This is a genomic window from Streptomyces sp. A0958, assembly GCF_004795035.1.
In the GTDB taxonomy this organism is placed as follows: domain Bacteria; phylum Actinomycetota; class Actinomycetes; order Streptomycetales; family Streptomycetaceae; genus Streptomyces.
On sequence record NZ_SSBK01000014.1, the window covers coordinates 96,425 to 119,665 of the forward strand.

Sequence of the window (23,241 nt, forward strand, 5' to 3'; positions counted from 1 at the left end):
AGAGATCCTACCGGGATCGAGTCAGCCCACCGCGCGCACCATCTCGGTGAAGTAGGCGTGTATCCGGTGGTCTCCGGTCAGTTCCGGGTGGAATGACGTGGCGAGGGCGTTTTGCTGTCGTACCGCCACGACGTGGCCGCCGTGCTCGGCGATCACCTGGGCGCCGGCGCCCACCGACTCGACCCACGGGGCCCGGATGAAGACGCCCTCGACCGGTCCGCCGTCGATCCCGGCGACCTCGACGGCCGCCTCGAACGACTCGTTCTGCCGCCCGAAAGCGTTACGGCGCACGATCATGTCGATGCCGCCCAGCGTCTCCTGGCCCGAGCGGGGGTCGAGGATCTTGTCGGCGAGCAGGATCATCCCGGCGCAGGTGCCGTAGACCGGCATCCCGGCCCGTATCCGCTCGCGCAGCGGCTCCAGCAGGCCGAACAGGGCGGCCAGCTTGGAGATGGTGGTGGACTCGCCGCCGGGGACGACCAGGCCGTCCACCTCGGCGAGCTCCTCGGGCCGCCGGACCGGCCTGGCCAGGGCGTCCGCCGAGGCCAGGGCGATCAGGTGTTCCCGTACATCGCCCTGGAGGGCCAGGACTCCGATCACAGGGGTGTCGCTCATCGGTGACTACCAGCCGCGGTTGGCGTAGCGCTCGGCCTCGGGCAGCGTGTCGCAGTTGATGCCGACCATGGCCTCGCCCAGGTTGCGGGAGGCGTCCGCGATGATCTTCGGGTCGTCGTAGAAGGTGGTGGCCTTCACAATCGCGGCGGCGCGCTTGGCCGGGTCGCCGGACTTGAAGATGCCGGAGCCGACGAAGACGCCCTCGGCGCCGAGCTGGCGCATCAGCGCGGCGTCCGCCGGGGTGGCCACGCCGCCCGCGGAGAACAGGACGACGGGCAGCTTGCCGAGCTCGGCGACCTCCTTGACCAGCTCGTAGGGGGCGCGCAGGTCCTTGGCGGCGGCATACAGCTCGTTGTTGTCGTAGCCGCGCAGCCGGGCGATCTCGTTCTTGATCTGGCGCAGGTGGCGGACGGCCTCCACGACGTTGCCGGTGCCGGCCTCGCCCTTGGAGCGGATCATGGCCGCGCCCTCGGCGATGCGGCGCAGGGCCTCCCCCAGGTTGGTGGCACCGCAGACGAACGGCGTGGTGAAGGCGAACTTGTCGCTGTGGTTGACCTCGTCGGCCGGGGTCAGGACCTCGGACTCGTCGATGTAGTCGACGCCGAGGGACTGGAGGACCTGCGCCTCGACGAAGTGCCCGATACGGGACTTGGCCATCACCGGGATGGACACCGACTCGATGATCTCCTCGATCATGTTCGGGTCGGACATCCGGGCCACGCCGCCGTCCTTGCGGATGTCGGCCGGCACCCGCTCCAGAGCCATGACGGCCACGGCGCCCGCGTCCTCGGCGATCTTCGCCTGCTCGGCGTTGACGACGTCCATGATCACGCCGCCCTTGAGCTGCTCGGCCATGCCGCGCTTGACGCGGGCGGTGCCGGTGGCGGGGGTGTCGGCGGACTGCGGGGTGGTGGGAAGCGTGGACACGGATCGACCTCACTGCGGGAAACGGATGCGGAACGTGCTCAATGGCGCACTGCCGAGCAAACTCCCCGACACCAGTCCACAGCAAGGGCCAATAGGAGGCCGGTGGATCGTTCTGGCCGGCACCGGACGGCCGCACGGGCGGGCCGCGTCCGCCGGGGGCCACGTCGGGCAGCGCCGCGAACACCGGACCCCGGCACGGGCGGGCCGTGCCCCGTGGGCCCGGGGCACGGGCGGGGCCGCGCCCCGCCCCCACCGGCCGCTTCAGCTGCCGGGGCGGTCCGCCAGGGCCACCGGCGCCTCGTCGTCCATCTCGAAGGCCAGCGGGAACGGGGCGTGCCCGGCCAGCCGGAACCAGCGCACCGTGCGGTGGCGGCGCAGGGCCCGCGCGGCCCGCACCGCGTCGTTGTGGAACCTGCGCGCCATCGGCACCCGCCGCACGGCCGCCGCCAGTTCGGACGCCGCCTCCTGACCGCCCGGGACCTCCTTCACCGCCTCCACCTGCGCGCTCTCGCCGAACACCGCGCGCAGGGCCGCGCTCAGTTCGCTCTCGGCGACCTCGCGGTGGTCCTCGGGCGACTGACGGGCGGCGTGCGCGGCCTCGTACAGCACGATGGACGCGGCCGGGTCGAGGAGTCCGGAGGTGGCGAGCTCCTGGGTGACCGAGGCGCGGCGCAGCAGTTGGGCGTCGAGCGCGGCCCGGGCCGCGTCGATACGGGTGTGGAGCCGGTCGAGCCGGCCGGCGGTCCAGCTGAGGTACAGGCCGATCGCGACGAGCACGACGACGGCCCAGATGATGAGGGTTACGGTCACGGGCGGCAAGGCTACCGGTGGACGCTCACCACCCGGCCGCTCCCGGACTACTCCCGGGCCAGCCCGAACCGGGCGCGCAGCCCGGTGCGTTCGTCCGTCGCGACCGACGCGGCGCCGTCCGCCACCGTCTCGTACACCGCGAGGATGTCCGCCCCGACCGTCGACCAGTCGAAGCGCCGGACGTGGGCGCTGCCGCGTTCGCGCAGCTGTGCGCGCCGCTCCGGGTCGCCCAGCAGCCGGACCGCTGCGACGGCCAGCGCCTCCGCGTTCTCGTTGGTAAACAGCTCGCCCGCCGCGCCCTGGTCCAGTACCTGCGCGAAGGCGTCCAGATCGCTGGCGAGGACCGGCGCGCCCGCCGACATCGCCTCGACCAGGATGATGCCGAAGCTCTCGCCCCCGGTGTTGGGCGCCACGTACACGTCGACGCTGCGCAGCAGCCGCGCCTTGTCCTCGTCGCTGACCATCCCCAGGAACTCGACGCGTCCACGCATCTGTTCGGGCAGCGAGGCGACGGCCTCCTCCTCGTCGCCCCGGCCGGCCACCAGCAGCCGGGTCTCCGGGCGGGCGGCCAGGATCGCGGGCAGCGCCCGCATCAGGACGGGCAGGCCCTTGCGGGGCTCGTCGATGCGCCCGATGAAGCCGATCGTGCCGCCCTGCCACTCCGGCCGGGGCTCGGCGCCGGCGAAGAACCCGACGTCCACGCCGTTCGGGATGACCACGGCGTCGCCGCCCAGGTGCTCGACCAGGGTCCGGCGCGCGTACTCGCTGACCGCGATGCGCGCGCTGATCTTCTCCAGGGCGGGCTGCAGGATCGGGTACGCGGCGATCATCGCCCGGGAGCGCGGGTTGGACGTGTGGAACGTGGCGACGATCGGCCCCTGCGCCGCCCAGCACGTCAGCAGCCCGAGCGACGGCGAGGTCGGCTCGTGGATGTGGATGACGTCGAAGGTGCCCTCGTGCAGCCAGCGCCGCACCCGCGCCGCCGACAGGAAACCGAAGTTCAGCCGCGCCACCGAGCCGTTGTACGGCACGGGCACGGCCCGGCCGGCGGAGACCACGTACGGGGGCAGCGGCGTCTCGTCGTCGGCGGGCGCCAGCACGGACACCTGGTGGCCGAGCCGGATCAGGTGCTCGGCCAGGTCGCGGATGTGGAACTGCACACCGCCCGGTACGTCCCAGGAGTACGGGCAGACGATGCCGATCTTCACTGCTGGTCTCCGCCCTGCTGGTCTCCGCGGGGTTCGAGGTCGGCGAGCCAGAGCCGTTGCAGCATGTGCCAGTCCTCCGGGTGCTCGGCGATACCCAGGGCGAACGCGTCGGCCAGGGCCTGTGTCATCGAGGACGTCCTGTGCGCCCGGTCACCTGACCCGGGCACCTCGACCGGCGGGTGGACTCGCGCCTTCATCACCGGCGTGTCGTCGTACGAGAGGGTCACCGGCAGCAGCAGCGCACCGGTCTGCTGGGCCAGCAGCGCGGGGCCCGCCGGCATCCGGGCCGTGTCGCCGAAGAACGACACCTCGACGCCCGACGCCGACAGATCGCGGTCGGCGACCAGGCAGACGAGACCGCCCGCCCGCAGCCGGCGCGCCAGCATCCCGAACGCGGCCCCGCCGTTGTGCGGCAGCACCTCCATGCCCAGCCCCTCGCGGTAGGCGACGAACCGGTCGTACAGCGATTCGGGCTTCAGGCGCTCGGCGACCGTGGTGAACGGCACCTTCAGGTCCGTGGTGACCCACGCCCCCGCCAGGTCCCAGTTCCCCAGGTGGGGCAGGGCGAGAATGACCCCGTTCCCGGCGTCGAGCCCTTCCGTCAGCCGGTGCGCGTCCGTCACGTCGATGGACGCCTTGATCCGCTCCGGGCTCCAGGTGGGCAGCCGGAACGACTCCATCCAGTAGCGCATGTACGAGCGCATCCCGGCCCGCGACAGGGCGGCGAGCCGGGCCGGGTCGGCGTCCGGCACGACCCGCGCCAGGTTGGCCTCCAGACGCAGCACGCTCTTGCCGCGCCGCTTCCAGACCTGGTCGGCGAGGGTACGGAACAGGGCGCGGGCGGCCGGTTCGGGGAGCGTCTTGACGGCGGCCCAGCCCAGCCCGTACAGCGCGTCGCTCAGCCGCTCCCCGGGACCGGGCTTCGGGTCCGGTCCGGGCTTCGCATCCCCGCCGGCGCCGCTCACTGCGCGGCCGCGTCGGCCTCGGCGGACTCGCGGCGCACGGTGACGACCCGCTGCACCAACGTCACGAGGCTGCCCGCGGCGACGACCCACAGTGCGATCGGCAGCAGGATCTGGATGCCCGGCACACCGAACTTGTGCAGACCCGCGAAACCGGCGGCCACCAGCGAGATCACCAGGCGCTCGGCACGCTCCACGAGCCCGTTGACCGCGACCGGCAGCCCGATCGACTCACCGCGCGCCTTCGTGTACGAGACCACCTGACCGCTCGCCAGGCAGAAGATCGCGACCGCGCACAGGATGTTGTCGTCGCCGCTGCCCGCGTACCAGAGGGCGAAGCCGGCGAAGATCGCGCCGTCGGCCACCCGGTCGAGCGTGGAGTCGAGGAACGCCCCCCACCGGCTGGAGATACCGGCCTGGCGCGCCATGTTCCCGTCGACGAGGTCGGAGAACACGAAGATCGTGATGACGATCGTGCCCCAGAAGAACTCCCCCATCGGGAAGAAGACCAGCGCACCGGCCATCACCCCGGCCGTGCCGATCAGGGTGACCGCGTCGGGGCTCACGCCGAGGCGGAGGAGCAGTGCGGCGAACGGCGTGAGGACACGCGTGAAAAAGGCACGCGCGTACTTGTTCAGCATGGCCTTCCCGAGGGGTCGGTGGGCCGCGTGGCCCCGTCGGCCACCGGCTGGAGGGTGCTGAAGGTCCTGGCCGGATCAGGGAGCGGCGTCCGGTGCGTGCGGCTGCGAGGCGCCGGAGCGTCGCCATGGCTGAGCCATGGCGGCGTTTCGGCAACGCCGCAGACGCGCGTGCCGGGCGCCGCGAGCCCGGCCAGGGCCTTCAGCACCCTCCGAGCCCATCGTAGTCACGCCCGGCAGCGGTCACCGTCCGGGCACCCCGGCCCGCGACGTAGGGACGCGACCGGAATGGAGTGCAAAGCTCGAACCACCGCGGGCGTCGCCGTAGCCGCCGCGCCGGCTCCCGTGCCCGTCCACCGGTCGGCGGAAGGCACGCATCATGGGCCCTGGCCCTGCGCGAGGCCGCCGCCGACGCGCACGGCCAGTTCCTGGAACCCGTCGCCGAGGTCCGCGTCCTCGTCCCCGACGACTACGTCGGCCCGGTCATGAGCGACCTCTCGGGCCGCCGCGGCCGGGTCACCGGCACCGAACAGTCTGGGCTCGGGACGCACCCTCGTACGCGCCGACGTCCCGGAGCCGGAGATCGGGCGGTACGCGGTCGACCTGCGTTCGCCGACCCATGGAACCGGCCGGTTCGCCCGCTCGTACGCCCGCCACGAACCCGTGCCCGCACAGCTCGCCGACCGCGTCCGCGCCCAGGACGGGTGACCTGGAGGCACCACTCCCCCGCACGTTGTCCACAGGGCCGGACGGCGCACGTATCCGGACGATACGCTGGGGCCCCAGCTCAGAAAGTGTGCCGGGCACGGCAGTTGGGAAACAGCCGCAGGAGCGGTTCCTCGGTGGCGAGTGGGGGCGACAGTGGCCAGCAACGGATTCGATTTCTCTCCCGGAGCGCAGATTCCGCTCCAGGGGTCGGCAGGCGCGGCGGTGGCGACCAACGCCCTCGCCTCCGCCGCGTATCGCGACAGCCCGGTGGAGGACATCCTCAAAGCCAACAGCGAGTGGCACAAGTCCGAGGTGAAGGCGGGCCGTTCCAAGTTCCTGAAGTCGGACTACTTCAAGCCCAACCTCGGCGAGGCCTTCTCCCGCGCCGTCCAGGAACGCATGCTGGGCGGTGCGCGCAAGGCCCTCATCCAGTCCTTCGGCAGCGACCCGCAGACCGTTGTTGAGCACTGCCTCTCCGCGTCCCGCCTGCGCAAGGCCCGCGACACCAAACTCACCGCCGTCACCGCCCTGTTCGGCTTCGTGTTCCTGCCCGGCATGCTGATGTGGGTCATCGCCTTCCGTGTGCGCGACAGCTTCGCCAAGACCAAGGACAAGCTCCTCACCACCCTCGGCAACAGCCTGCTGCCCCTCGTCGGCATCGGCGTGATCTTCCTCCTGATCAAGCTCCCGCTGACCGGATTCCTCGGGCTCTACCTCCGCGCCATGGTCGTCGCCCCGGTCATCGGCTGGTTCCTCGCCAAACGGATCGCGGAGAAGTCCGCCCAGGACCTGCGCACCCGCTGGGAGGGCCTGCTCTCCGGGGGCGGTGTCACCGCCAAGATCCCCGAAGCGGTCCCGAAGAACCCCAGCGAGACCTCCCGCGAGGCTCTGCGCCAGGGCCTGGAGAAGCTCTCCGCCGAACAGCAGTCCAACTCGGTGTTCTACGCCGGCCCCAAGGGCATCCTCGGCATGGGCACCCGCTGGGGCAGTTGGCAGCTCGCCGAGGACCTCGTCGCCAAGGACCCCGGAAAGGAATTCCACCAGTTCCGCAGCTGGGACCTGATCCGCGTCATCCACGACCAGCTCAAGATGCTGGAGCGCGGCCCCCTGAACACCGGCGGATTTCCCACCCCCTCGGTCACGCACTGGATCGTCTCGCCCGTCGGTGAGAACGCCGACTCCGTCACCCGCCGCGAGGGCGAGGACGTCGCCACCTTCCAGATCAAGCCCCACGAGATACAGCGGATCTGCAACCACCAGCAGTTCGGCGGCGGCGACCGGCACTACCTCGGCGTGCAGTTCACCCTCTGGGACGGCCAGCTCGTCATCACCATGATGATCACCGTCACCGTCCTCTTCGAGACCCTGCGCATCGAGGTCACCGGACACGCGCTCGGCCCCGTCCACTCCCTCTTCACCAGCAAGCCCGCCGCCAAGACGAGGACGGTCAACAAGACCGTCAGGTTCTGGGAGACCCGCGACATCACCCTCTCCCTGGTCGACGCCCACGAAGTCACCCGCCTCGCCCTGCGCGCCCCCTTCACCTGGTACCCGCCGCTCCTGGACTACCTCGGCGGCAAGATCGCCCTGCCCGAGCCGTTCGGCCTGCGGCACGCCTGGGCCGAGAAGCCGTGGCGCCACCGCTTCATGGCCGACGACGCGATGCGCGCCGCCGCCCCCGTCCTGCGCGTCGTGCACAACGCCGCCGTGAAGGTCCTGGACGAGAACGGCGTCGACACCGAACGCTTCACCAACCGCTCCTCGATACTGAGCGGCCTCGTCCAGGACCCCTCTCCCCGCAAGGCCGACCTGTACGACGCGTAACCACGCACGTACGCGTGTGGGGCACCCCGGAACGTTCCGGGGTGCCCCACACGGTGAGCCCGGCGATCAGGCAGCGGCGGCCGGCCAGGCGTCCGCCAGCATCTTCCGCGTGTCCGCCAGCAGCTGCGGCAGCACCCGCGTGTGCCCCACCACCGGCATGAAGTTGGCGTCGCCACCCCACCGGGGCACCAGGTGCTGATGCAGGTGCGCGGCGATCCCGGCCCCCGCCACCGCGCCCTGGTTCATCCCGATGTTGAAACCGTGCGCCCCCGAAGCCGCCCGCAGCGCGGTCATCGCCCGCTTGGTGAAGTCGGCCAGCTCCACCGTCTCCGGACCGTCCAGCTCGGTGTAGTCCGCGACATGCCGGTACGGCACGACCATCAGGTGCCCGCCGTTGTACGGATACAGATTCAGCACGGCGTAGACCTTCTCACCGCGCGCCACGACGAGCCCGTCCTCGTCCGACAGCGCCGGAATGCCACAGAACGGACAGCCGTCCCCGGCCTCCGGGCCGGTCGGCTTGTTCTCGCCCTGGATGTACGCCATCCGGTGGGGCGTCCACAGGCGCTGGAACGCGTCGGGCGTCCCCACTCCGATCTGCTGCTCCGGCTCACTCGTCATGCCGATCAGCATATTGCTTCACCTGTGCGGAGCGTGTCGCCGGGGCCGATCCCGTTCACGCACCGCGATCCTGAGCCCATGAGCGCGCACCCCGGACCGGCCCCCTACCGCTCTCACCCGCTGGGGGGCAGTGCAGGTGTGCACGGCCGTCCAGGAGCGGCACGACCAGCGACGACCGTGGGCTACGGGGATGCCGTGCCGGTGACGGCGGGCGGCCGGGTCGTCGCGGCGGGCCTGATGGTGTGCGGCCTCGGGTTGCCGGGGGCGGTGACGGGCGCGTTCTCGTGGTGGCCGATCCAGGTGTTCCGGCGGGAGGACGAGAAGGGGCCCCCGGGGAGCGGGTAGCTCGCCGGGGGCCCCTTCGAAGACGCGGCTCAGACCTGGACGCGGTCCTCCACGGCCTTGGCGATCTTGGCGAGGGCGTCCTCGACCGGGATGCCGTTCTCCTGCGAACCGTCGCGGTAGCGGAAGGAGACGGCACCGTTGGCCATGTCCTCGTCACCAGCGATGATCATGAACGGCACCTTGGCCCGCTGCTGGTTCCTGATCTTCTTCTGCATGCGGTCCGAGGAGGCGTCCACGTCCACCCGCAGTCCCTGCTTGCGCGCCTTGGCGGCGAACTCCTGGAGGTACGGGATGTGGGTGTCGCCGATCGGGATGCCGACCGCCTGGACCGGGGCCAGCCAGACCGGGAACGCACCCGCGTAGTGCTCAAGCAGCACCGCGAAGAAACGCTCGATGGAGCCGAACAGCGCGCGGTGGATCATGACCGGGCGCTGCTTGGAGCCGTCCGGGCCGGTGTATTCCAGGTCGAAGCGCTCCGGCAGGTTGAAGTCGAGCTGGACGGTCGACATCTGCCAGGTACGGCCGATGGCGTCCCGCGCCTGCACCGAGATCTTCGGGCCGTAGAACGCGGCGCCGCCCGGGTCCGGGACCAGCGGCAGGCCCTGCTTCTCGGCGACCTGGCGCAGCGTCTCGGTGGCCTCTTCCCAGGTCTCGTCGGAGCCGACGAACTTGGACTCGTCCTTGGTGGACAGCTCCAGGTAGAAGTCGGTGAGCCCGTAGTCGCGGAGCAGGTTCAGGACGAAGGTGAGCGTCCGGTCCAGCTCCTCGGCCATCTGCTCCTTGGTGCAGTAGATGTGCGCGTCGTCCTGCGTGAAGCCGCGCGAGCGGGTCAGGCCGTGCACGACGCCCGACTTCTCGTACCGGTACACCGTGCCGAACTCAAAGAGCCTCAAGGGCAGTTCACGGTAGGAGCGGCCGCGCGCGTCGAAGATCAGGTTGTGCATCGGGCAGTTCATCGGCTTGAGGTAGTAGTCCACCCCGTCGTCGAGCTGCATGGGCGGGTACATGCCGTCGGCGTACCAGTCCAGGTGGCCGGACTTCTCGAAGAGCTTGCCCTTGGTGGCGTGCGGCGAGTAGACGAACTCGTAGCCCTCCTCCTCGTGGCGGCGGCGCGAGTAGTCCTCCATGGCCCGGCGGATGATGCCGCCCTTGGGGTGGAAGACGGCGAGGCCGGGGCCGATCTCGTCGGGGAAGGAGAAGAGGTCCAACTCGTTGCCGAGTTTGCGGTGGTCCCTCTTGGCGGCCTCCTCCAGGAACTCCAGGTGCGCCTTCAGCTCGTCCTTGGTGGGCCAGGCGGTGCCGTAGATGCGCTGGAGCATCGGGTTGCGCTCGCTGCCCCGCCAGTACGCGGCAGCGTTCCGCATCAGCTTGAAGGCCGGGATGAACCGGGTGGTGGGCAGGTGCGGGCCCCGGCAGAGGTCCTTCCAGCACAGCTCGCCGGTCTTCGGGTCGAGGTTGTCGTAGATGGTCAGCTCGCCGCCGCCCACCTCGACGTCCGCGCCGTCGTCCGAGGAGGCGGAGCCCTTGATGCCGATGAGCTCCAGCTTGTACGGCTCGCCGGCCAGCTCCTCGCGGGCGGCCTCGTCCGTCACGACCCGGCGGGAGAACTTCTGGCCCCGCTTCTGGATCTCCTGCATCTTCTTCTCGATGGCCTTGAGATCCTCGGGCGTGAACGGCTTCTCGACGTCGAAGTCGTAGTAGAAGCCGTCCTTGACCGGCGGGCCGATGCCGAGCTTGGCCTCGGGGTGCAGCTCCTGCACGGCCTGGGCCATCACGTGCGCGGTGGAGTGCCGCAGGATGTTGAGGCCGTCCTCGGAGGAGATCTCGACGGGCTCGACGGTCTCGCCGTCCTTGAGCTCGTAGGCGAGGTCCTTCAGCTCACCGGCGACGCGGGCGGCGACGACGGTGCGCTCGCCGGGGAAGAGCTCGGCTGCCGTAGTGCCCGTCGTCACCACGCGCTCTTCCCGCTCGGAATCGCGTTGGATGGTCACACGGACGTCTGACACCGGTCTCTCCTGACTCAGGGGGTGCACCGCATTCCTCTAGCGAGTGCAGAGGGAATCGTACCGAGCCGACGGTCCCCATTGCGAAAGGGCCGCATACCGGCGGCCCCCGCCCGCGCTACTCCCCCGCGCACGCCTCCTCGAAGGAGTCGACGTTCTCCTGGAGCGACTTCGTCAACCGGTCCCGTTCCTCGTCGTCCACCTGCACCGGAACGACCTGCGAAGCCCCGGTCGGCCGCCGGAAGCCGCCCCGGCCCTCCAGCCTGCCCTCCACCCGGACCGGCAGCCCCACGAGGTGGGCCTGCCCGCTATCCGGTACGCCTCCTCGTCCAGCTCCAGCCGGACGTGCCGGCGGCGTCGCTGGAGCTGGTCCGGGCGGTCGGGCGCGGGTTCGCGACCCGGCTGGAGCGGCTGCCCCCGGCGGAGCCGCACACGCTCCGGGCGGTGTGGAATGCCGCCCAGGCGCGGGGGGTTCAGGCCTGGTTCGCCAGGAGCGGGATGCCGGAGACGGTGGACCCGGCGTGGCCGCTGCGCCCGGAGCTGCGTACCGCCGCGTGAGGGCGCGCGGCCGGCCGGGGCCGGACACGCGGAGGCCGGTCCGTCGGTGGTGCTGACGGACCGGCCTCTCCCGGGGTGGGCGATACTGGGTTCGAACCAGTGACCTCTTCGGTGTGAACGAAGCGCTCTCCCACTGAGCTAATCGCCCGGGAATGGGTTGAACCATACAGGGCTCGGTGGCTGTCGTTCAAACCGCTTGCGGCGGGGCCGCGGGTGCCCGGCCGCGAACGGTGCGACGCGCGTACTCAGTCGGGGAACTGAGTACGTGTGCGCATGTCCGCCGACGTGGCGCGCAGCACACTCCGGTTCATGGAACATGTGCCGCCACCCGCCGAGGAATTGGTGCTCCTCGACCGCGAACTGGCCCGGCTGGACGCCCGCCGGTCCCAGCTACTGACGCGTCGCACCTGGCTGCTCAGTGTGCTGGGGAGCGCCGCCCCGGCCCCCGCTCCCGGACCGTGGGGCCCGCCCCGGGGCCGGGGGCCGGTCGCGCCCTGGGGCCCGGCCCCGGGCCACCCGGCTCCGGCGTTCGGTCCGCCGGTACCCGCGGCCCGTACCCACAGCGCGCAGAACGTGCTGCTCGTCCTCGGCGGCCTGTTGCTGACGGTCGCCGCGCTCGCGTTCACCCTGGTGAGCTGGGGGGACATGGGGATCGGCGGTCGCAGCGCGGTGCTGACCGCGGTGACGGCCGGGGCGCTGGCCGCGCCGGGGGCGCTGCTGCGCCGGGGGCTGTCCTCGACGGCCGAGGCGCTCGCCGGGCTGGCCTCGGTGCTGATGGTGCTCGACGCGTACGCGGTGTACGAGGTGGCGGTGCCGGATGCGGACGGGGCAGGGTACGCGGCGACCGCCTCGGCGGTGCTGGCGGTGCTGTGGGCGGCCTACGGTCTGCTCCTGGGCCGGCTGCGGCTGCCGCTGCCGCTCGCGGTGTGCACCGCGCAGTTGCCGCTGGTGCTGTGGGCGTGGGCCGAGGACGCCGGGGCGCTGTGGTTCGCCGGGGCGCTGCTGGTGACAGCGGCGCTGGACGGCGTGATCGCCCTGGGGTTCGCGAGGGCTTCGGTACGGGTCTCGGCGTGCGCCGGTCTGTGCGTGACGGGTGCGGCCGGGCTGCTGGTGGCGCTGGTGGAGTCGCTGACGGCGGGTGGGCCCGCAGATGCGGTGGCGCCGGGGGCGCTGCTGCTGGCCGGTGCGGGGCTCGCGCTGGCGGGGGCCCGCAAGGCTCCCGAGTCGTTCGCGGTGGCCGGTGGGACGGTGGCCGGTCTGGCGGTCGTGGCCGCGGTGGGCGGGGTGGCGGCCGCCGGGGCGCCGGACGGCTGGCCGGTGCTGGTGTACCTGCTGTGCGGTGCGGCGCTGCTCGCCGGTGTACGGGCTCCGCTGGGGCGTGCGGCGGTCCGGGGGCTGGTGTGGGCCTCCGGGTCGGTGACGGCGGGCGCGGTGCTGGTCTCGCTGCCGTCGGTGATGGTGGTCGCGGTGGGTCCGGTGACGCGGCTGGGCGGTGTGTGGTCCGGCGCTCCGCGCAGTGCCCGGGACGCGGTGGGCGCGGGCGATCTGCCGTGGCGGGAGATGGTCGCGGCCCCCGTGGTGCTGCTGCTGGTGGCCTTGGCGCTCGGGGCGGCGTACCGGTGGTGGGAGGACGCGCTGCGGTGGGCCGGCCCGGCGGTCGGCCCCCGGGCCGCGTGGCGGGGTGCGGCGGGTTCGACGGGGGTGGCGCTGGCCTGGGCGGGGCTCACGGTGCTGCCGGCCGCGCTGGACCTGTCCTTCGCGGCGGCTCTCGCCGGGCAGCTCGTGCTGGTGGTTGGGGCGTCCGCCGTCGCGGTGGGCGGGCTGCGGGGCGGCGCGTCGGGTGTGGCGCTGACGGCCGGGGTGACCGGGTCGGCCGGCGCGGTCGGGGCGGGGTTGCTGTCGCTGGCGACGGAGACGGCCACGTACACGGCGTTCGGTCTGCTGCTGGTGGTGTTCACGGCCGTCGCGGTCGCCCTGGAGGCGCGGGTGGCCGGGTCGCGGGCCTCCGTGCCGGTCGCGGTGCAGGCGGCGTCGGCGTGTGCGGCCGTGGTGTGTGCGGTGGTGCCGGCGGCGGCGCTGGGTGCCTCGCTGGGCCTCTCGGTGCACCAGACGGCTCCGCTGCTGCTGGCCGTCCCCGCGGTTACGGCGCTGCTGAGCGCCCGGCTGGAGGGCCGTCCCGTGGCGCTGCCGGTCGAGGTGAGCGGTGCGGCGGCGGGTCCGGTGGCCGTCGCCATGGCGCTGGGCGACGCGCGGTTCCTGGCCCTGGTGCTGGCACTGTGCGGGGTGCTGGCCTCGGGGACGGCGCTGCGCCCGGAGCGGCGGCCGCTCGCCGGGTACCTCGCGACGGGGCTGTTCGTGCTGGCGGCCTGGGTGCGGCTCTCGGTGTCGGGGGTGTCGGCCCCGGAGGCGTACACCCTGCCGGTGACCGTGCCGGCACTCGTGATCGGGGTGCTGCGCCGGCGCCGCGATGGCTCTGCTTCGTCGTGGACGGCGTACGGGGCGGGGCTGGCGGTGACGCTGGCGCCGTCGCTCTTCGCGGCCTGGGTGGACCCGCACTGGCCCCGGCCGCTGCTGCTGGGGGCCGCGGCGCTGGTGATCACGCTGCTGGGGGCGCGGCTGCGGCTCCAGGCGCTGCTGGTGCTGGGCGGAGCGGTGCTGGCGCTGGACGCGCTGCACGAGCTGGCGCCGTACGTGGTGCAGGTGGCGGGCGCGCTGCCGCGGTGGGTGGCGCCGGCGCTGGCCGGGGTGCTGCTGCTGGCGGTGGGGGCGACGTACGAGAAGCGGCTGCGCGACGCCCGGCGGCTGAAGGAGGTGCTGGGGCGGATGCGGTGAGGTGGCCTCGGGAACGCCGACGGCCCGGAAGCTCTGGAAGCTTCCGGGCCGTCGGTCCGGGGTGGGCGATACTGGGTTCGAACCAGTGACCTCTTCGGTGTGAACGAAGCGCTCTCCCACTGAGCTAATCGCCCCGGCGCACGCCAAACATTACCCCATGTCAGCGGCGCCCCACGACCATCAGCGGGTCACTCGTGGATCTTCCACGGCATGACGATCCCGAACCTCCACACGTAGATCCCGACCAGCACCGCGATGATCACCAGGCCGGTCACCGTGAGGATGATGTTGCGTCGCCGGACCTTGGGGTCGAGCGCCCGCTGGGCGGCCTCGGTGACCTTGCGCCGGGTCCAGCGCAGCACCAGCTGGGCCCAGACGAACTCGGTCGCCCAGATCGCCATGCCGCCGAAGATCACCAGCCAGCCGGGGCCCGGCAGCGGCAGCATGATGACGCCGGCCACCACCACGGCGAGGCCGACCACGAAGACGCCGACCTGCCAGCTCAGGTGCAGCGCTCTGGACGCCTTGATGAAGCCGGGCGCCCTGGAGCCGAGCGCCGGGTCCTCCTTGGTCACTTCCGGTATGACGTCCCCCGTCGCACCGCGGGGCGCTTCCCCCGTAGCGGGAGCCGGTTCCGCCGCCGCGGCGGACCCGTCCCGCTCGTCACTCTCCGCATTCATGGGTTCAACCTACCGGACCGCCTTCCGTCACTGGAATGGCCGCATGACTCAAAGTTACACACCGCTGTACGAGCTACCTGAAGGATCACAAAAGGGTCAGAGGGGTTTACAACGCCACCGTAGGTGGCATGTCGATTTCGCCGACGTGCGAATCCCCGAGCGCACACTGAGCGAAAGGCCCTGGCGCTTATGAACACCACGGTCAGCTGCGAGCTGCACCTGCGCCTCGTTGTGTCGAGCGAGTCCTCACTGCCTGTACCCGCGGGCCTGCGGTATGACACGGCCGATCCGTATGCCGTGCACGCCACCTTCCACACCGGAGCGGAGGAGACGGTCGAGTGGGTTTTCGCCCGTGACCTCCTTGCCGAGGGGCTGCACCGGCCCACCGGCACCGGAGACGTCCGCGTCTGGCCATCCCGTAGTCACGGCCAGGGCGTCGTCTGTATCGCGCTGAGCTCCCCAGAGGGCGAAGCACTGCTCGAGGCCCCGGCAAGGGCCCTGGAGTCGTTCCTGAAGAGGACCGACGCCGCGGTTCCGCCGGGCACCGAACACCGCCACTTCGACCTCGATACGGAGCTCTCACACATCCTGGCCGAGAGCTGAGCCAGGCCGAGAGCTGCACGACGCCGTCCGACTCGGGGAGACGGCGTCGCGCGGACAACCTCATACGGCTGGCACCGGCGCCGGTGATCACGGAAGCCACCGTGGTGACCGGCGCCGGTGTGCGCCGTCGCGCCCGGCGGCCCCGCCGAGGGCCCCGCACGCCCCCGTACGCTCCCCCACTCCCCCGTACACCCCGGTGCGCCCCGGCCGAGCCAGTAGAGTCGAGCGGCATCGGCGGGCGCCCGCCCGCCGGAGGCCAGGGAGCGAAAGCGTGCTGATCCCTCACGACACCCGGATCGCCCTCGACACGGTGGTCGATCTGGTGAATACCGCGCCGGAGAGCGAGCCGGAAGGGGGCGGGGCACCGGCCGACGGGCTCGGCGACACCGCGGCGCTCCACGCGTTCGCCGCGCGCCACCGGGTGAGCGGGGTCGGCGAGCTCGACGAGAAGGACCTGCGGGCCGTGCACGACGTACGCGCCCGGTTCGCCGAGGTCTTCGCCGCGCCGAACGCCCGGACCGCCGCCGCCCTCGTGAACGCCCTGGTCGCCGCCGCGGGCACCACGCCGCAGCTCAGTAACCACGACGGCTACGACTGGCACGTGCACTACTTCTCGCCGGACGCCTCGCTCGCCGACCACCTGGCGGCCGACTGCGGCATGGCCCTCGCCTTCATCATCGTGGCGGGCGAGACGGAGCGGCTGCGGCGGTGCGAGGCGCCGGACTGCCGGCACGCCTTCGTCGACCTCTCGCGCAACCGCTCCCGCCGCTACTGCTCCAGCCGCACCTGCGGTAACCGCCTGCACGTGGCGGCGTACCGGGCGCGCCGCAGGGAAGCGGCCGGCTGACCGTTCACAGCACGAAGAGATCGTGCAACGCGGCCATCAGCAGCAGGCTGCCGATGACCGTGAGGAAGATCATCAGAGGGGGCTGGGAAAGCGCGAAGAGACAGCCGCGCGGCTCTTCGCCAGGGGGTGCGGGGGCATCGCCCCGAGAGGTGTCCACCATTTCGGGACGATCATGACTCAGTTTAGGCCATGCCGCGTACCAACATGCCTTTTCGTCACGGGAGTTCACCCGTCACGGGGGCGGTCGTAATCGCTCCGGCGTCCGATCGCCCAGTAAATTTTCGGGACTCTTCCCGCACCCTCCCGCTCCCCCTGCCGAACCCGCCGGATCAGGCCAGGTCGCGCAGCATCCGCAGCTGGGCCTGGCGGTGGACCGTGGTGCCGCCCTCGTGGCCGTTCCAGGGGTAGACCTCGATCTCCTTGGGCCCCGCCCAGTGGTTGTAGGCGGCGAAGACCGTGGAGGGCGGGCAGATGGGGTCCATCAGGGCGACCGAGTAGAGGGCGGGCACGGTCGCCCGGGCGGCGAAGCTGACGCCGTCGAAGTACGACAGGGTCCGGAAGACCTGGGCTTCCGCGCCGTGCTGGGTGGCCAGGAAGCGGACGATCTCCTGGTACGGGTCCTTGTCGGTGATCTCGACGGCCCGGCGGTAGTGCGTCAGGAACGGTACGTCGACGAACGCGGCCTTGACGTGCGGGCTGAGGGCCGCCACGGCCTGGGCGATGCCGCCGCCCTGGCTGGCGCCGTTCACGACGATGCGGGCGGGGTCGACGGACGGGTGGCTGCGGGCGACCTCGACGGCGCGGACCGCGTCGGTGAAGACCCGGCGGTAGTAGTAGGTCTCGGGGTCGAGGATGCCGTTGGTCATGAACCCGGGCGACTGCGGGTTGGCGGCACCGTACGGGTCGGGGGTGGAGCCCGCCGAGTGGTGGTTGACCGCGCCCTGGCCCCGGGTGTCCACGAGCAGCGTGGCCCAGCCGGCGGCGGGCCACACCAGGTGGTCGAGCGGGAGTCCGCGCCCGCCGCCGTAGCCGAGGTAGTGGACGACGGTCGGCAGGGGGCCGTCGGCGCCGGCGGGCACGTTCAGCCAGGCGGATATGCGGTGGCCGCCCCAGCCGGCGAACGACACGTCGTAGGAGTCGACCGCGGTCAACGCGGCGTCGTAGGGCGTGAACGCGGCGTCGAGCGGGTGGGCCGCGGCCTCGTCGAGGGTGCGCTGCCAGAACGCGTCGAAGTCCTCCGGCTCATCGAGGGCGGGGCGGTAGGTGCGCAGCTGGTCCAGGGGCAGGTCGAACAAGGCCATGGCTTCTCCGTTTCGGGCATGCGGAAGGAAAGGGCAGGTTGGTGCGGTACAGGAGGTCCGGGGCCGCGAGCCGGGCTCAGCGGGGCGTGGGACCGCAGGCGCGTACGGGGCGTTCGGGCGGGAGCGCCACGCCCCGGCGCTCGTGGTCGCCGCCGCCGTCGTACGCCACGCGTCCCGCCCCCTGGTGCCGTGGGGCCTGAACGGACCGGTCCACAGCACATCGGGACGTTATGCGGCCTCGCGGGGCAGGGTCAAAGGATCTTAGTGAATCGATTCACCGGGTGAGAGAGCGTGAGCCCCGCCGCGTGGCGCGGCGGGGCTCACGGGACTCACGGGAAGAGGCGGCTCCTGGCATCAGACGCCGCCGTGCCGGACGCCGTGCTTCGGACGCCGTGCTTCAGATGCCGTGCTTCTTCAGGATGGCCTCGATGTCGCTGAAGTCCTCGCCCGCTCCGGCCGAGGAGGACTGCTTGTCCGGCTTGCGCCGCGAGCGCGCGGTGTCGGCCGAGGAGCCGGCGCCCAGCGAGGGGGCCGATGCGGCCGGGGCCACGGCCTCGCCCTGCGCGGCCCGGGCGGCCGCCTTGCGTTCCTTGCGGCTGCCGCCGCCCCGGCGTTCGATCGCCCGGGTGATCATGAACAGCAGCCAGGCCAGCCCCAGCACGCCGAAGCCCAGCCAGACGCTCGGCTTGAAGGCGATGTCCGACAGCCACTTCACGACACCCGTCAGCACCAGCCCGACCGGCACCAGCGCATAGGCGGCGATCCTCGTCGCGGTGAGGAACCGCTTGCGGTAGGCGGTGACGGCGGCGATGCCCAGGCCCGCCGCGGACGCCGCGGAACAAATGGTCTCGGCAAGCATCGTGCCTCCAGGCGCAGGGGAAACGTCCCTTCCATCCTGCACCGTCCACCGGGCGGGCGGCCACGCCCCGGGCCCACATCAGGGAGATCTCAGGGGCCGGAGTCCTCCCCAGGTGCCGGGCGGCTGCCGCGCGGCGCACCCTGCGAGACTGGCCCCATGAGCGATTCCTCCTCCGCGGCACCGGTCGTCCTCGACATCTGGTGCGAACTCGAGTGCCCCGACTGCCACCACGCCCTCACCGATGTGCACGCCCTGCGGGCCCGGTACGGGGACCGGATCGAGGTACGGCTGCGGCACTTCCCCCTGGAGAAGCACCGGCACGCGTACGCCGCGGCCCAGGCCGCCGAGGAGGCCGTGGCCCAGGGCGGCGGTTGGCCGTACATCGAGGCGGTCCTCGCGCGCACCGCCGACCTCTCGGCCACCGGCGAGAAGCTGCTGATCGAGGTGGCCCGGGAACTGGGTCTGGAGGCCGAGGAGTTCGACACCGCGCTGATCGACGGCCGTCACACGCTGATCGTCGACGCGGACCAGGCCGAGGGCAAGGCGATCGGGGTGACCGGCACGCCGACGTACGTGATCGGCGGGGAGCGCCTCGACGGCGGCAAGAGCCAGGAAGGGCTGCGCGAGCGGATCGAGGAGATCGCCGACCGGCTGCTCGCCGAGCAGGGCTGAGTGCCGGGGGTCCCAGGGGGCGTCGGGCCGGGTTACAGCGGTTTGGCCAGGTTGTACTGGGTCGGCTCGTAGCCCAGCGACTCGTACAGCCGCAGCGCCGGGGTGTTGGCCGTGACGACATGGAGGCCTAGCTTCCGCTCGCCCGCCGCCAGGGCGATCCGCTCGGCCCGGAGCATCAGGGCCCGCCCGTAGCCGTACCCCCGGAACCGCTCGTGCACCTCCACGTCGAACACGTAGCCGACCCGCAGACCGGGGTGCATCTCGAACGGCGCCACCCAGACGTGCCCCACCGCTTCGCCCTCGTGGATCAGGTACTCCAGCCGCACCCCCTCGGTGGCGAGGCCGTCGGGCAGGTGCCGGATGTGGGAGGTGCGGGCCGCCTGCAGCGCCGCCTCCGGCGGGAAGCCGCGGCTCACCAGGCTCTGTGCGTACGAGGCGATCGCCCCGCGCTCCCAGGCGGTGAACTCCTCCGGCGTCATCGGGCGCGCGGTGAGCCCGTCCGCCGGGGCCGGCGGCTGCTCGGGCAGCGTCTTGACCATGTTCCGGCTGCGCTCGGTGTAACCGAGTGCGGCGGCCAGCCGCTGCCCGGCGGTGTTGTCGGCGGCCACCTCCGTGCTCGCCTGGCGGCAGCCCCAGCCGCGCAGGACTTCCTCGGCGGCCAGCGCCGCGATGGTGCCCCTGCCGCGCCTGCGGACGGCCTCGTCGATCCGCAGGGCGCTCAGCAGGCCCGTCGCTCCGGCCGTCCCCGGCTCGACGGCGAGCGCGACGGAACCGACGGGGCGGCCGTTGTCGCAGACGTCGTACGTGCGCCGCTGTGCGCCGTCGGCGCCTGACTGGATCGGCCCGGTCGGCCGCAGTGTCGTCGTCATCAGAGGTTTTTTATCCCCTGCGCACGGGCCCGTCACCCGTTTTTCCGCCCACGGACCGGTCGGCGGGCGCCGCCGTCACGGGTCGAGGTCGTCCGCGGCCCGCTCGTCGAAGACGCGCATCGCCTTGGCGGTCACCGGCCCGGGCGCACCCGGCAGTTCGCGGCCGTCGACCCGGTGGACGGCCTGGACGTCGCGCAGGGTGGAGGTCAGGAAGATCTCCTCGGCCCGGTCCAGGACGTCGAACGGCAGGTCGGTCTCCTGCGCCCCGGTCCACTCCACCGCCAGCGCCCGGGTGATCCCGGCCAGGCAGCCGGAGGCGACGGGCGGAGTGTGGAGTTGCCCGTCCAGGACGACGAAGACGTTCGAACCGGTGCCCTCGCAGAGCCGGTCGGCGGTGTTGGCGAACAGGGCCTCGGACGCGCCCTGCTCGTGGGCGCGGGCGAGGGCGACGACGTTCTCCGCGTACGAGGTGGTCTTGAGGCCGGTGACTGCGCCGCGTTCGTTACGCGTCCACGGCACGGTGACGACCGCCGTGGTGTCGGGGCGGCGCTTCACCTCGCCGAGGGCGACGAAGAGGCCGGGGCCGTCGTTGCCCCGGTCGGAGCCGAGGGGCGAGACACCGCCGGTGAAGGTGATGCGCAGCCGGCCCAGCGCCACCGGGTTGGCCTCGATGACGGCGGTGCAGGCGCGGCGCACCTCGTCCAGGTCGGGGGCGGGGAGGCCGAGGCCCCGGGCGGAGCGGGTCAGGCGGTCCAGGTGCCGGGTGAGGGCGAAGGGCCGGCCCTGGGAGACCCGGAGCGTCTCGAAGACGCCGTCGCCGACGGTGAGCCCGTGGTCGAGCACGGACAGCCGGGCGTCGTCGGCAGGGTGCAGCTCGCCGTTGACCCAGATCCTCATGGTGCGGTCCTTCCGGTCGCTTCGTATGAGCCCGACGCTACCGCGAGCAGCCGGGACGCCTTCAGTTCGGTCTCCGCCCATTCGCGTTCCGGATCGGAGCCCCAGGTGATGCCGGCCCCGGTGCCGAAGCGCAGGAGGGGGGTGGGGCCTGTGCGGTCGGTCCAGAAGGTGCGGATGCCGACGGCGAGCGAGGCGGTGGCGCGGTCGGCGTCCACCCAGCCGATGCCACCGCAGTACGGGCCGCGCGGGGCGGTCTCCAGTTCGCGGATGATCCGCAGCGCGCTGGACTTGGGGGCTCCGGTGACCGAGCCGGGCGGGAAGGCGGCGGCCAGGATCTCCGGCCAGCCGGCGCCTTCGGCGAGGCGGCCGCGCACGGTGGAGACGAGGTGGACGAGGCCGGGGTGCTTCTCGACGGCGCACAGGTCGGGGACGGTCACCGATCCGGTGGCGCAGACCCGGCCCAGGTCGTTGCGGACCAGGTCGACGATCATCACGTTCTCGGCGTGGTCCTTCTCCAGCAGGTCCGCCTCGGTGCGTCCGGTGCCCTTGATCGGCCCGGACTCGACCGTGCGGCCGTCCCTGCGCAGGAACAGTTCGGGCGAAGCGGTGGCGATCTCGACGCCGTGCGCCGGGAGCCGAATCGTTCCTGCGTAGGGGGCGGGGTTGCCGCGCGCCAGCAGAGCGGTGAGGGCGTCCACGTCCGCCCCGGCCGGGTCGGGCAGCGGGGCGCTCAGCACGCGGCAGAGGTTGGCCTGGTAGACCTCGCCGGTCGCGATGTACTCACGGATGCGCCGCACCCCCGCCGTGTACGCGGCGCGGTCGAGCGAGGAGGTCCAGTCGCCGGCCGCCGGGCCGCGCCAGGCGCCTGGCACCGGGGCGGGCACGTCGGCGGTGCGTACGGTGTCGAAGCGGGCGCAGAGGAAGGAGCCCTCGAAACCGGCGCAGACGGCCCAGAAACCGGATGAGTCGAGGGCGGCGGGATCATTGGTCACATCCCGTAGACCGGAGGCGACGAGGCCGCCGAAGCGGGCCATGGGAGCGAGGTCGTGCACGTCGGTGAGTCTAGGTCGGCGCTCGGTGACCTGCGCCGGGGCGGTGCACCTCAGCACGCTGCACAAACGCGTTTTTGTACTGGCCCCGGAATCCGCTAGAGTTCAACACGTCGCCGGGACACGCGAGTGAGCCGGAAACGACAAGCGGACGTAGCTCAGTTGGTAGAGCGCAACCTTGCCAAGGTTGAGGTCGCCAGTTCGAACCTGGTCGTCCGCTCGCAGAAGGTGGGGGGTCTTCCCGAGCCCCCACCCCTGGTGGAGTGGCCGAGAGGCGAGGCAACGGCCTGCAAAGCCGTCTACACGGGTTCAAATCCCGTCTCCACCTCCAAGGACGATTAGCTCAGCGGGAGAGCGCTTCCCTGACACGGAAGAGGTCACTGGTTCAATCCCAGTATCGTCCACTGATCCGCAAGGATCGGCGGTCCGCAAGGGCCCCCGCGCGATTAGCTCAGCGGGAGAGCGCTTCCCTGACACGGAAGAGGTCACTGGTTCAATCCCAGTATCGCGCACGCAGTACACGCAGGGTCACCTGCGCGATTAGCTCAGCGGGAGAGCGCTTCCCTGACACGGAAGAGGTCACTGGTTCAATCCCAGTATCGCGCACCATCACGAAGCCCCGGTCGTCTCGACGACCGGGGCTTCGTCGTCCCCACCCGGTCAGGATGAGAAGAGCATGCGGCCGAAGCTCTTCTGCCGGTAGTCACCGTGGTGCCCGCCGTGGTGCTGCGGGGCGCCCCAGGCGGGCGCCGGAGCGGACGGGTTCGCCCTCGCCGGAAGGCACGCCCGCCGACGGTCGGTTCACCCTACGACGAGTGCTCGACGTCCAACTCCGGTTCCAGCGAGGTGATTCGTGCCCGGCGAACGGGCCCGGACAGCGCGATGTCCGGTCAGCTCCCCAGCTGACCGGACAAACGCTGCCGTCCGCCGCACCCCCGTCCCCACGGGGTTGTTGGCCGGATGTCCCGGTCCGGACCGCTCTTCCGGACCCGGGGCGCCGCTCAGCGCCCCAGCATCACGCCCACGGACGACGCCTGTGTGACCACTGCTTCCCAGCCGCCGAAGACGACGACGAGCAGGGCCGCCAGGGGAAGGACCATGGCCGTCGCCACCAGCGGGTGACGCGTGCCGGACGACGGGCGGCTGCCGAACGCGGCGTGAGCCCTGCGTCCCCGCGTGCGGATGACGGTCCGCGCTGCCGTGTCCGCCATGATTCCTCTCCTGACCTGATGTGGGGCGGCGGGCGTTTGACCTCGGGGGACGAGTGCGACGCCCGCCGCTTGACTTCAACATTAGGGATTCGGGCGGCGCGCGGCGTCATGCCCGCGTACCGAATGCCGGGCCTCCCGGAGGATGAGCCATGAGTGCTCGGTGTACTCCCCTGGGTGGAGACGGGGCTACGCAGGGTTGGGG

Annotated in this window: 21 protein-coding genes, 7 tRNA genes and 4 pseudogenes; 13 read left to right on the forward strand and 19 right to left on the reverse strand. The window is 72.0% G+C overall.

The window, feature by feature from the left end; all coding sequences use genetic code 11:
• Nucleotides 1–21: 21 nt before the first annotated feature.
• From pdxT to pgsA, 6 genes are all read right to left on the reverse strand, one after another.
• Nucleotides 22–615 (reverse strand): pyridoxal 5'-phosphate synthase glutaminase subunit PdxT, encoded by a 594-nt coding sequence (gene pdxT, locus E6P78_RS16530; RefSeq protein ID WP_136204361.1) that lies wholly within the window; start codon nucleotides 613–615, stop codon nucleotides 22–24.
• A 6-nt stretch (nucleotides 616–621) separates the two neighbouring features.
• Complete coding sequence (gene pdxS / locus E6P78_RS16535; protein WP_136204362.1) at nucleotides 622–1,542, reverse strand: pyridoxal 5'-phosphate synthase lyase subunit PdxS; 921 nt, start codon at nucleotides 1,540–1,542, stop codon at nucleotides 622–624.
• 261 nt (nucleotides 1,543–1,803) lie between these two features.
• Nucleotides 1,804–2,352, reverse strand: a complete 549-nt coding sequence (locus tag E6P78_RS16540) for a LemA family protein (protein ID WP_136204363.1) — start codon at nucleotides 2,350–2,352, stop codon at nucleotides 1,804–1,806.
• A 47-nt stretch (nucleotides 2,353–2,399) separates the two neighbouring features.
• Entirely contained in the window at nucleotides 2,400–3,560 is a 1,161-nt protein-coding gene (locus tag E6P78_RS16545) for a glycosyltransferase family 4 protein (RefSeq protein ID WP_136204364.1), read from the reverse strand.
• A complete protein-coding gene (locus E6P78_RS16550) occupies nucleotides 3,557–4,525 on the reverse strand; it encodes a phosphatidylinositol mannoside acyltransferase (RefSeq protein ID WP_136204365.1) in 969 nt (322 codons plus the stop codon). Before E6P78_RS16550 ends, E6P78_RS16545 begins: the two co-directional genes overlap by 4 nt.
• Nucleotides 4,522–5,163, reverse strand: coding sequence for a phosphatidylinositol phosphate synthase (gene pgsA / locus E6P78_RS16555; protein WP_136204366.1), 642 nt, complete (start codon nucleotides 5,161–5,163; stop codon nucleotides 4,522–4,524). Before pgsA ends, E6P78_RS16550 begins: the two co-directional genes overlap by 4 nt.
• Nucleotides 5,164–5,543: 380 nt before the next feature.
• Between pgsA and E6P78_RS16560 the strand changes: the two are divergent.
• Together E6P78_RS16560 and E6P78_RS16565 are read left to right on the forward strand one after the other, a co-directional pair.
• Nucleotides 5,544–5,868, forward strand: a pseudogene (locus E6P78_RS16560) (elongation factor G-like protein EF-G2); the annotation flags it as partial.
• Between the two features lie 153 nt (nucleotides 5,869–6,021).
• Complete coding sequence (locus tag E6P78_RS16565; protein ID WP_136204367.1) at nucleotides 6,022–7,692, forward strand: hypothetical protein; 1,671 nt, start codon at nucleotides 6,022–6,024, stop codon at nucleotides 7,690–7,692.
• A 66-nt stretch (nucleotides 7,693–7,758) separates the two neighbouring features.
• Here E6P78_RS16565 and E6P78_RS16570 read toward each other — a convergent pair whose 3' ends face one another.
• Nucleotides 7,759–8,325, reverse strand: coding sequence for an HIT domain-containing protein (locus tag E6P78_RS16570; RefSeq protein ID WP_136204368.1), 567 nt, complete (start codon nucleotides 8,323–8,325; stop codon nucleotides 7,759–7,761).
• Nucleotides 8,326–8,484: 159 nt separating this feature from the next.
• Here E6P78_RS16570 and E6P78_RS33425 point away from each other — a divergent pair.
• Nucleotides 8,485–8,658 (forward strand): annotated as a pseudogene (locus E6P78_RS33425) (potassium channel family protein); the annotation flags it as partial.
• Between the two features lie 29 nt (nucleotides 8,659–8,687).
• Here E6P78_RS33425 and thrS read toward each other — a convergent pair.
• Nucleotides 8,688–10,664 carry a threonine--tRNA ligase gene (gene thrS, locus E6P78_RS16580; RefSeq protein ID WP_136204369.1) on the reverse strand — a complete coding sequence of 659 codons (1,977 nt, stop codon included), beginning with the start codon at nucleotides 10,662–10,664 and terminating at the stop codon, nucleotides 8,688–8,690.
• Nucleotides 10,665–10,779: 115 nt separating this feature from the next.
• Nucleotides 10,780–11,009 (reverse strand): annotated as a pseudogene (locus E6P78_RS16585) (hypothetical protein); the annotation flags it as partial.
• Between the two features lie 6 nt (nucleotides 11,010–11,015).
• On the opposite strand from E6P78_RS16585, the pseudogene E6P78_RS16590 reads away from it, so the two are divergent.
• A pseudogene (locus E6P78_RS16590) lies at nucleotides 11,016–11,219 on the forward strand (3'-5' exonuclease); the annotation flags it as partial.
• A 76-nt stretch (nucleotides 11,220–11,295) separates the two neighbouring features.
• On the opposite strand, the gene E6P78_RS16595 reads toward E6P78_RS16590, so the two are convergent.
• Nucleotides 11,296–11,367, reverse strand: a tRNA-Val gene (locus E6P78_RS16595).
• A 161-nt stretch (nucleotides 11,368–11,528) separates the two neighbouring features.
• Between E6P78_RS16595 and E6P78_RS16600 the strand changes: the two genes are divergently transcribed.
• The gene (locus tag E6P78_RS16600) at nucleotides 11,529–14,051 is read left to right on the forward strand and encodes a hypothetical protein (RefSeq protein WP_206307823.1); all 2,523 of its coding nucleotides are present in this window, start codon (nucleotides 11,529–11,531) and stop codon (nucleotides 14,049–14,051) included.
• Nucleotides 14,052–14,113: 62 nt separating this feature from the next.
• On the opposite strand, the gene E6P78_RS16605 is transcribed toward E6P78_RS16600, so the two are convergent.
• Both E6P78_RS16605 and E6P78_RS16610 read right to left on the reverse strand, forming a co-directional pair.
• A tRNA-Val gene (locus E6P78_RS16605) sits at nucleotides 14,114–14,185 on the reverse strand.
• 54 nt (nucleotides 14,186–14,239) lie between these two features.
• Nucleotides 14,240–14,731 carry a TIGR02611 family protein gene (locus E6P78_RS16610; RefSeq protein ID WP_136204371.1) on the reverse strand — a complete coding sequence of 164 codons (492 nt, stop codon included), beginning with the start codon at nucleotides 14,729–14,731 and terminating at the stop codon, nucleotides 14,240–14,242.
• Nucleotides 14,732–14,920: 189 nt separating this feature from the next.
• On the opposite strand from E6P78_RS16610, the gene E6P78_RS16615 reads away from it, so the two are divergent.
• The gene (locus E6P78_RS16615) at nucleotides 14,921–15,334 is read left to right on the forward strand and encodes an SsgA family sporulation/cell division regulator (RefSeq protein WP_003959770.1); all 414 of its coding nucleotides are present in this window, start codon (nucleotides 14,921–14,923) and stop codon (nucleotides 15,332–15,334) included.
• A gap of 271 nt (nucleotides 15,335–15,605) precedes the next feature.
• Complete coding sequence (locus tag E6P78_RS16620; protein ID WP_136204372.1) at nucleotides 15,606–16,181, forward strand: CGNR zinc finger domain-containing protein; 576 nt, start codon at nucleotides 15,606–15,608, stop codon at nucleotides 16,179–16,181.
• Between the two features lie 4 nt (nucleotides 16,182–16,185).
• Here the strand turns inward: E6P78_RS16620 and E6P78_RS32780 are convergent, their stop codons facing one another.
• The 3 genes from E6P78_RS32780 to E6P78_RS16630 all read right to left on the reverse strand — a co-directional run bounded on the left by E6P78_RS32780 (nucleotide 16,186) and on the right by E6P78_RS16630 (nucleotide 18,341).
• Complete coding sequence (locus E6P78_RS32780) at nucleotides 16,186–16,341, reverse strand: hypothetical protein (protein WP_018551415.1); 156 nt, start codon at nucleotides 16,339–16,341, stop codon at nucleotides 16,186–16,188.
• A gap of 169 nt (nucleotides 16,342–16,510) precedes the next feature.
• Nucleotides 16,511–17,482 carry an acetylxylan esterase gene (locus tag E6P78_RS16625; protein ID WP_136204373.1) on the reverse strand — a complete coding sequence of 324 codons (972 nt, stop codon included), beginning with the start codon at nucleotides 17,480–17,482 and terminating at the stop codon, nucleotides 16,511–16,513.
• A gap of 397 nt (nucleotides 17,483–17,879) precedes the next feature.
• Nucleotides 17,880–18,341, reverse strand: coding sequence for a hypothetical protein (locus E6P78_RS16630; RefSeq protein ID WP_136204374.1), 462 nt, complete (start codon nucleotides 18,339–18,341; stop codon nucleotides 17,880–17,882).
• A 156-nt stretch (nucleotides 18,342–18,497) separates the two neighbouring features.
• Between E6P78_RS16630 and E6P78_RS16635 the strand changes: the two genes are divergently transcribed.
• A complete protein-coding gene (locus tag E6P78_RS16635; RefSeq protein WP_136204375.1) occupies nucleotides 18,498–19,013 on the forward strand; it encodes a DsbA family protein in 516 nt (171 codons plus the stop codon).
• A gap of 32 nt (nucleotides 19,014–19,045) precedes the next feature.
• Here the strand turns inward: E6P78_RS16635 and E6P78_RS16640 are convergent, their stop codons facing one another.
• The 3 genes from E6P78_RS16640 to E6P78_RS16650 form a co-directional block, all read right to left on the reverse strand.
• Nucleotides 19,046–19,882: a GNAT family N-acetyltransferase gene (locus E6P78_RS16640; RefSeq protein ID WP_136204376.1), complete on the reverse strand. Its 837-nt coding sequence runs from the start codon at nucleotides 19,880–19,882 to the stop codon at nucleotides 19,046–19,048.
• A 75-nt stretch (nucleotides 19,883–19,957) separates the two neighbouring features.
• Nucleotides 19,958–20,779, reverse strand: a complete 822-nt coding sequence (locus E6P78_RS16645) for an aminodeoxychorismate lyase (protein ID WP_136204377.1) — start codon at nucleotides 20,777–20,779, stop codon at nucleotides 19,958–19,960.
• Nucleotides 20,776–21,813 carry a chorismate-binding protein gene (locus E6P78_RS16650; protein WP_136204425.1) on the reverse strand — a complete coding sequence of 346 codons (1,038 nt, stop codon included), beginning with the start codon at nucleotides 21,811–21,813 and terminating at the stop codon, nucleotides 20,776–20,778. The genes E6P78_RS16645 and E6P78_RS16650 overlap by 4 nt, the downstream gene beginning before the upstream one ends.
• 162 nt (nucleotides 21,814–21,975) lie before the next feature.
• On the opposite strand from E6P78_RS16650, the gene E6P78_RS16655 reads away from it, so the two are divergent.
• The 5 genes from E6P78_RS16655 to E6P78_RS16675 all read left to right on the forward strand — a co-directional run bounded on the left by E6P78_RS16655 (nucleotide 21,976) and on the right by E6P78_RS16675 (nucleotide 22,437).
• Nucleotides 21,976–22,048 (forward strand) — tRNA-Gly (locus E6P78_RS16655).
• Nucleotides 22,049–22,085: 37 nt separating this feature from the next.
• A tRNA-Cys gene (locus E6P78_RS16660) sits at nucleotides 22,086–22,159 on the forward strand.
• Between the two features lies 1 nt (nucleotide 22,160).
• A tRNA-Val gene (locus tag E6P78_RS16665) sits at nucleotides 22,161–22,232 on the forward strand.
• Between the two features lie 36 nt (nucleotides 22,233–22,268).
• Nucleotides 22,269–22,340 (forward strand) — tRNA-Val (locus E6P78_RS16670).
• Between the two features lie 22 nt (nucleotides 22,341–22,362).
• Nucleotides 22,363–22,437 (forward strand) — tRNA-Val (locus tag E6P78_RS16675).
• Between the two features lie 392 nt (nucleotides 22,438–22,829).
• On the opposite strand, the gene E6P78_RS16680 is transcribed toward E6P78_RS16675, so the two are convergent.
• Nucleotides 22,830–23,039: a hypothetical protein gene (locus E6P78_RS16680; protein WP_136204378.1), complete on the reverse strand. Its 210-nt coding sequence runs from the start codon at nucleotides 23,037–23,039 to the stop codon at nucleotides 22,830–22,832.
• Nucleotides 23,040–23,241 lie beyond the last annotated feature (202 nt).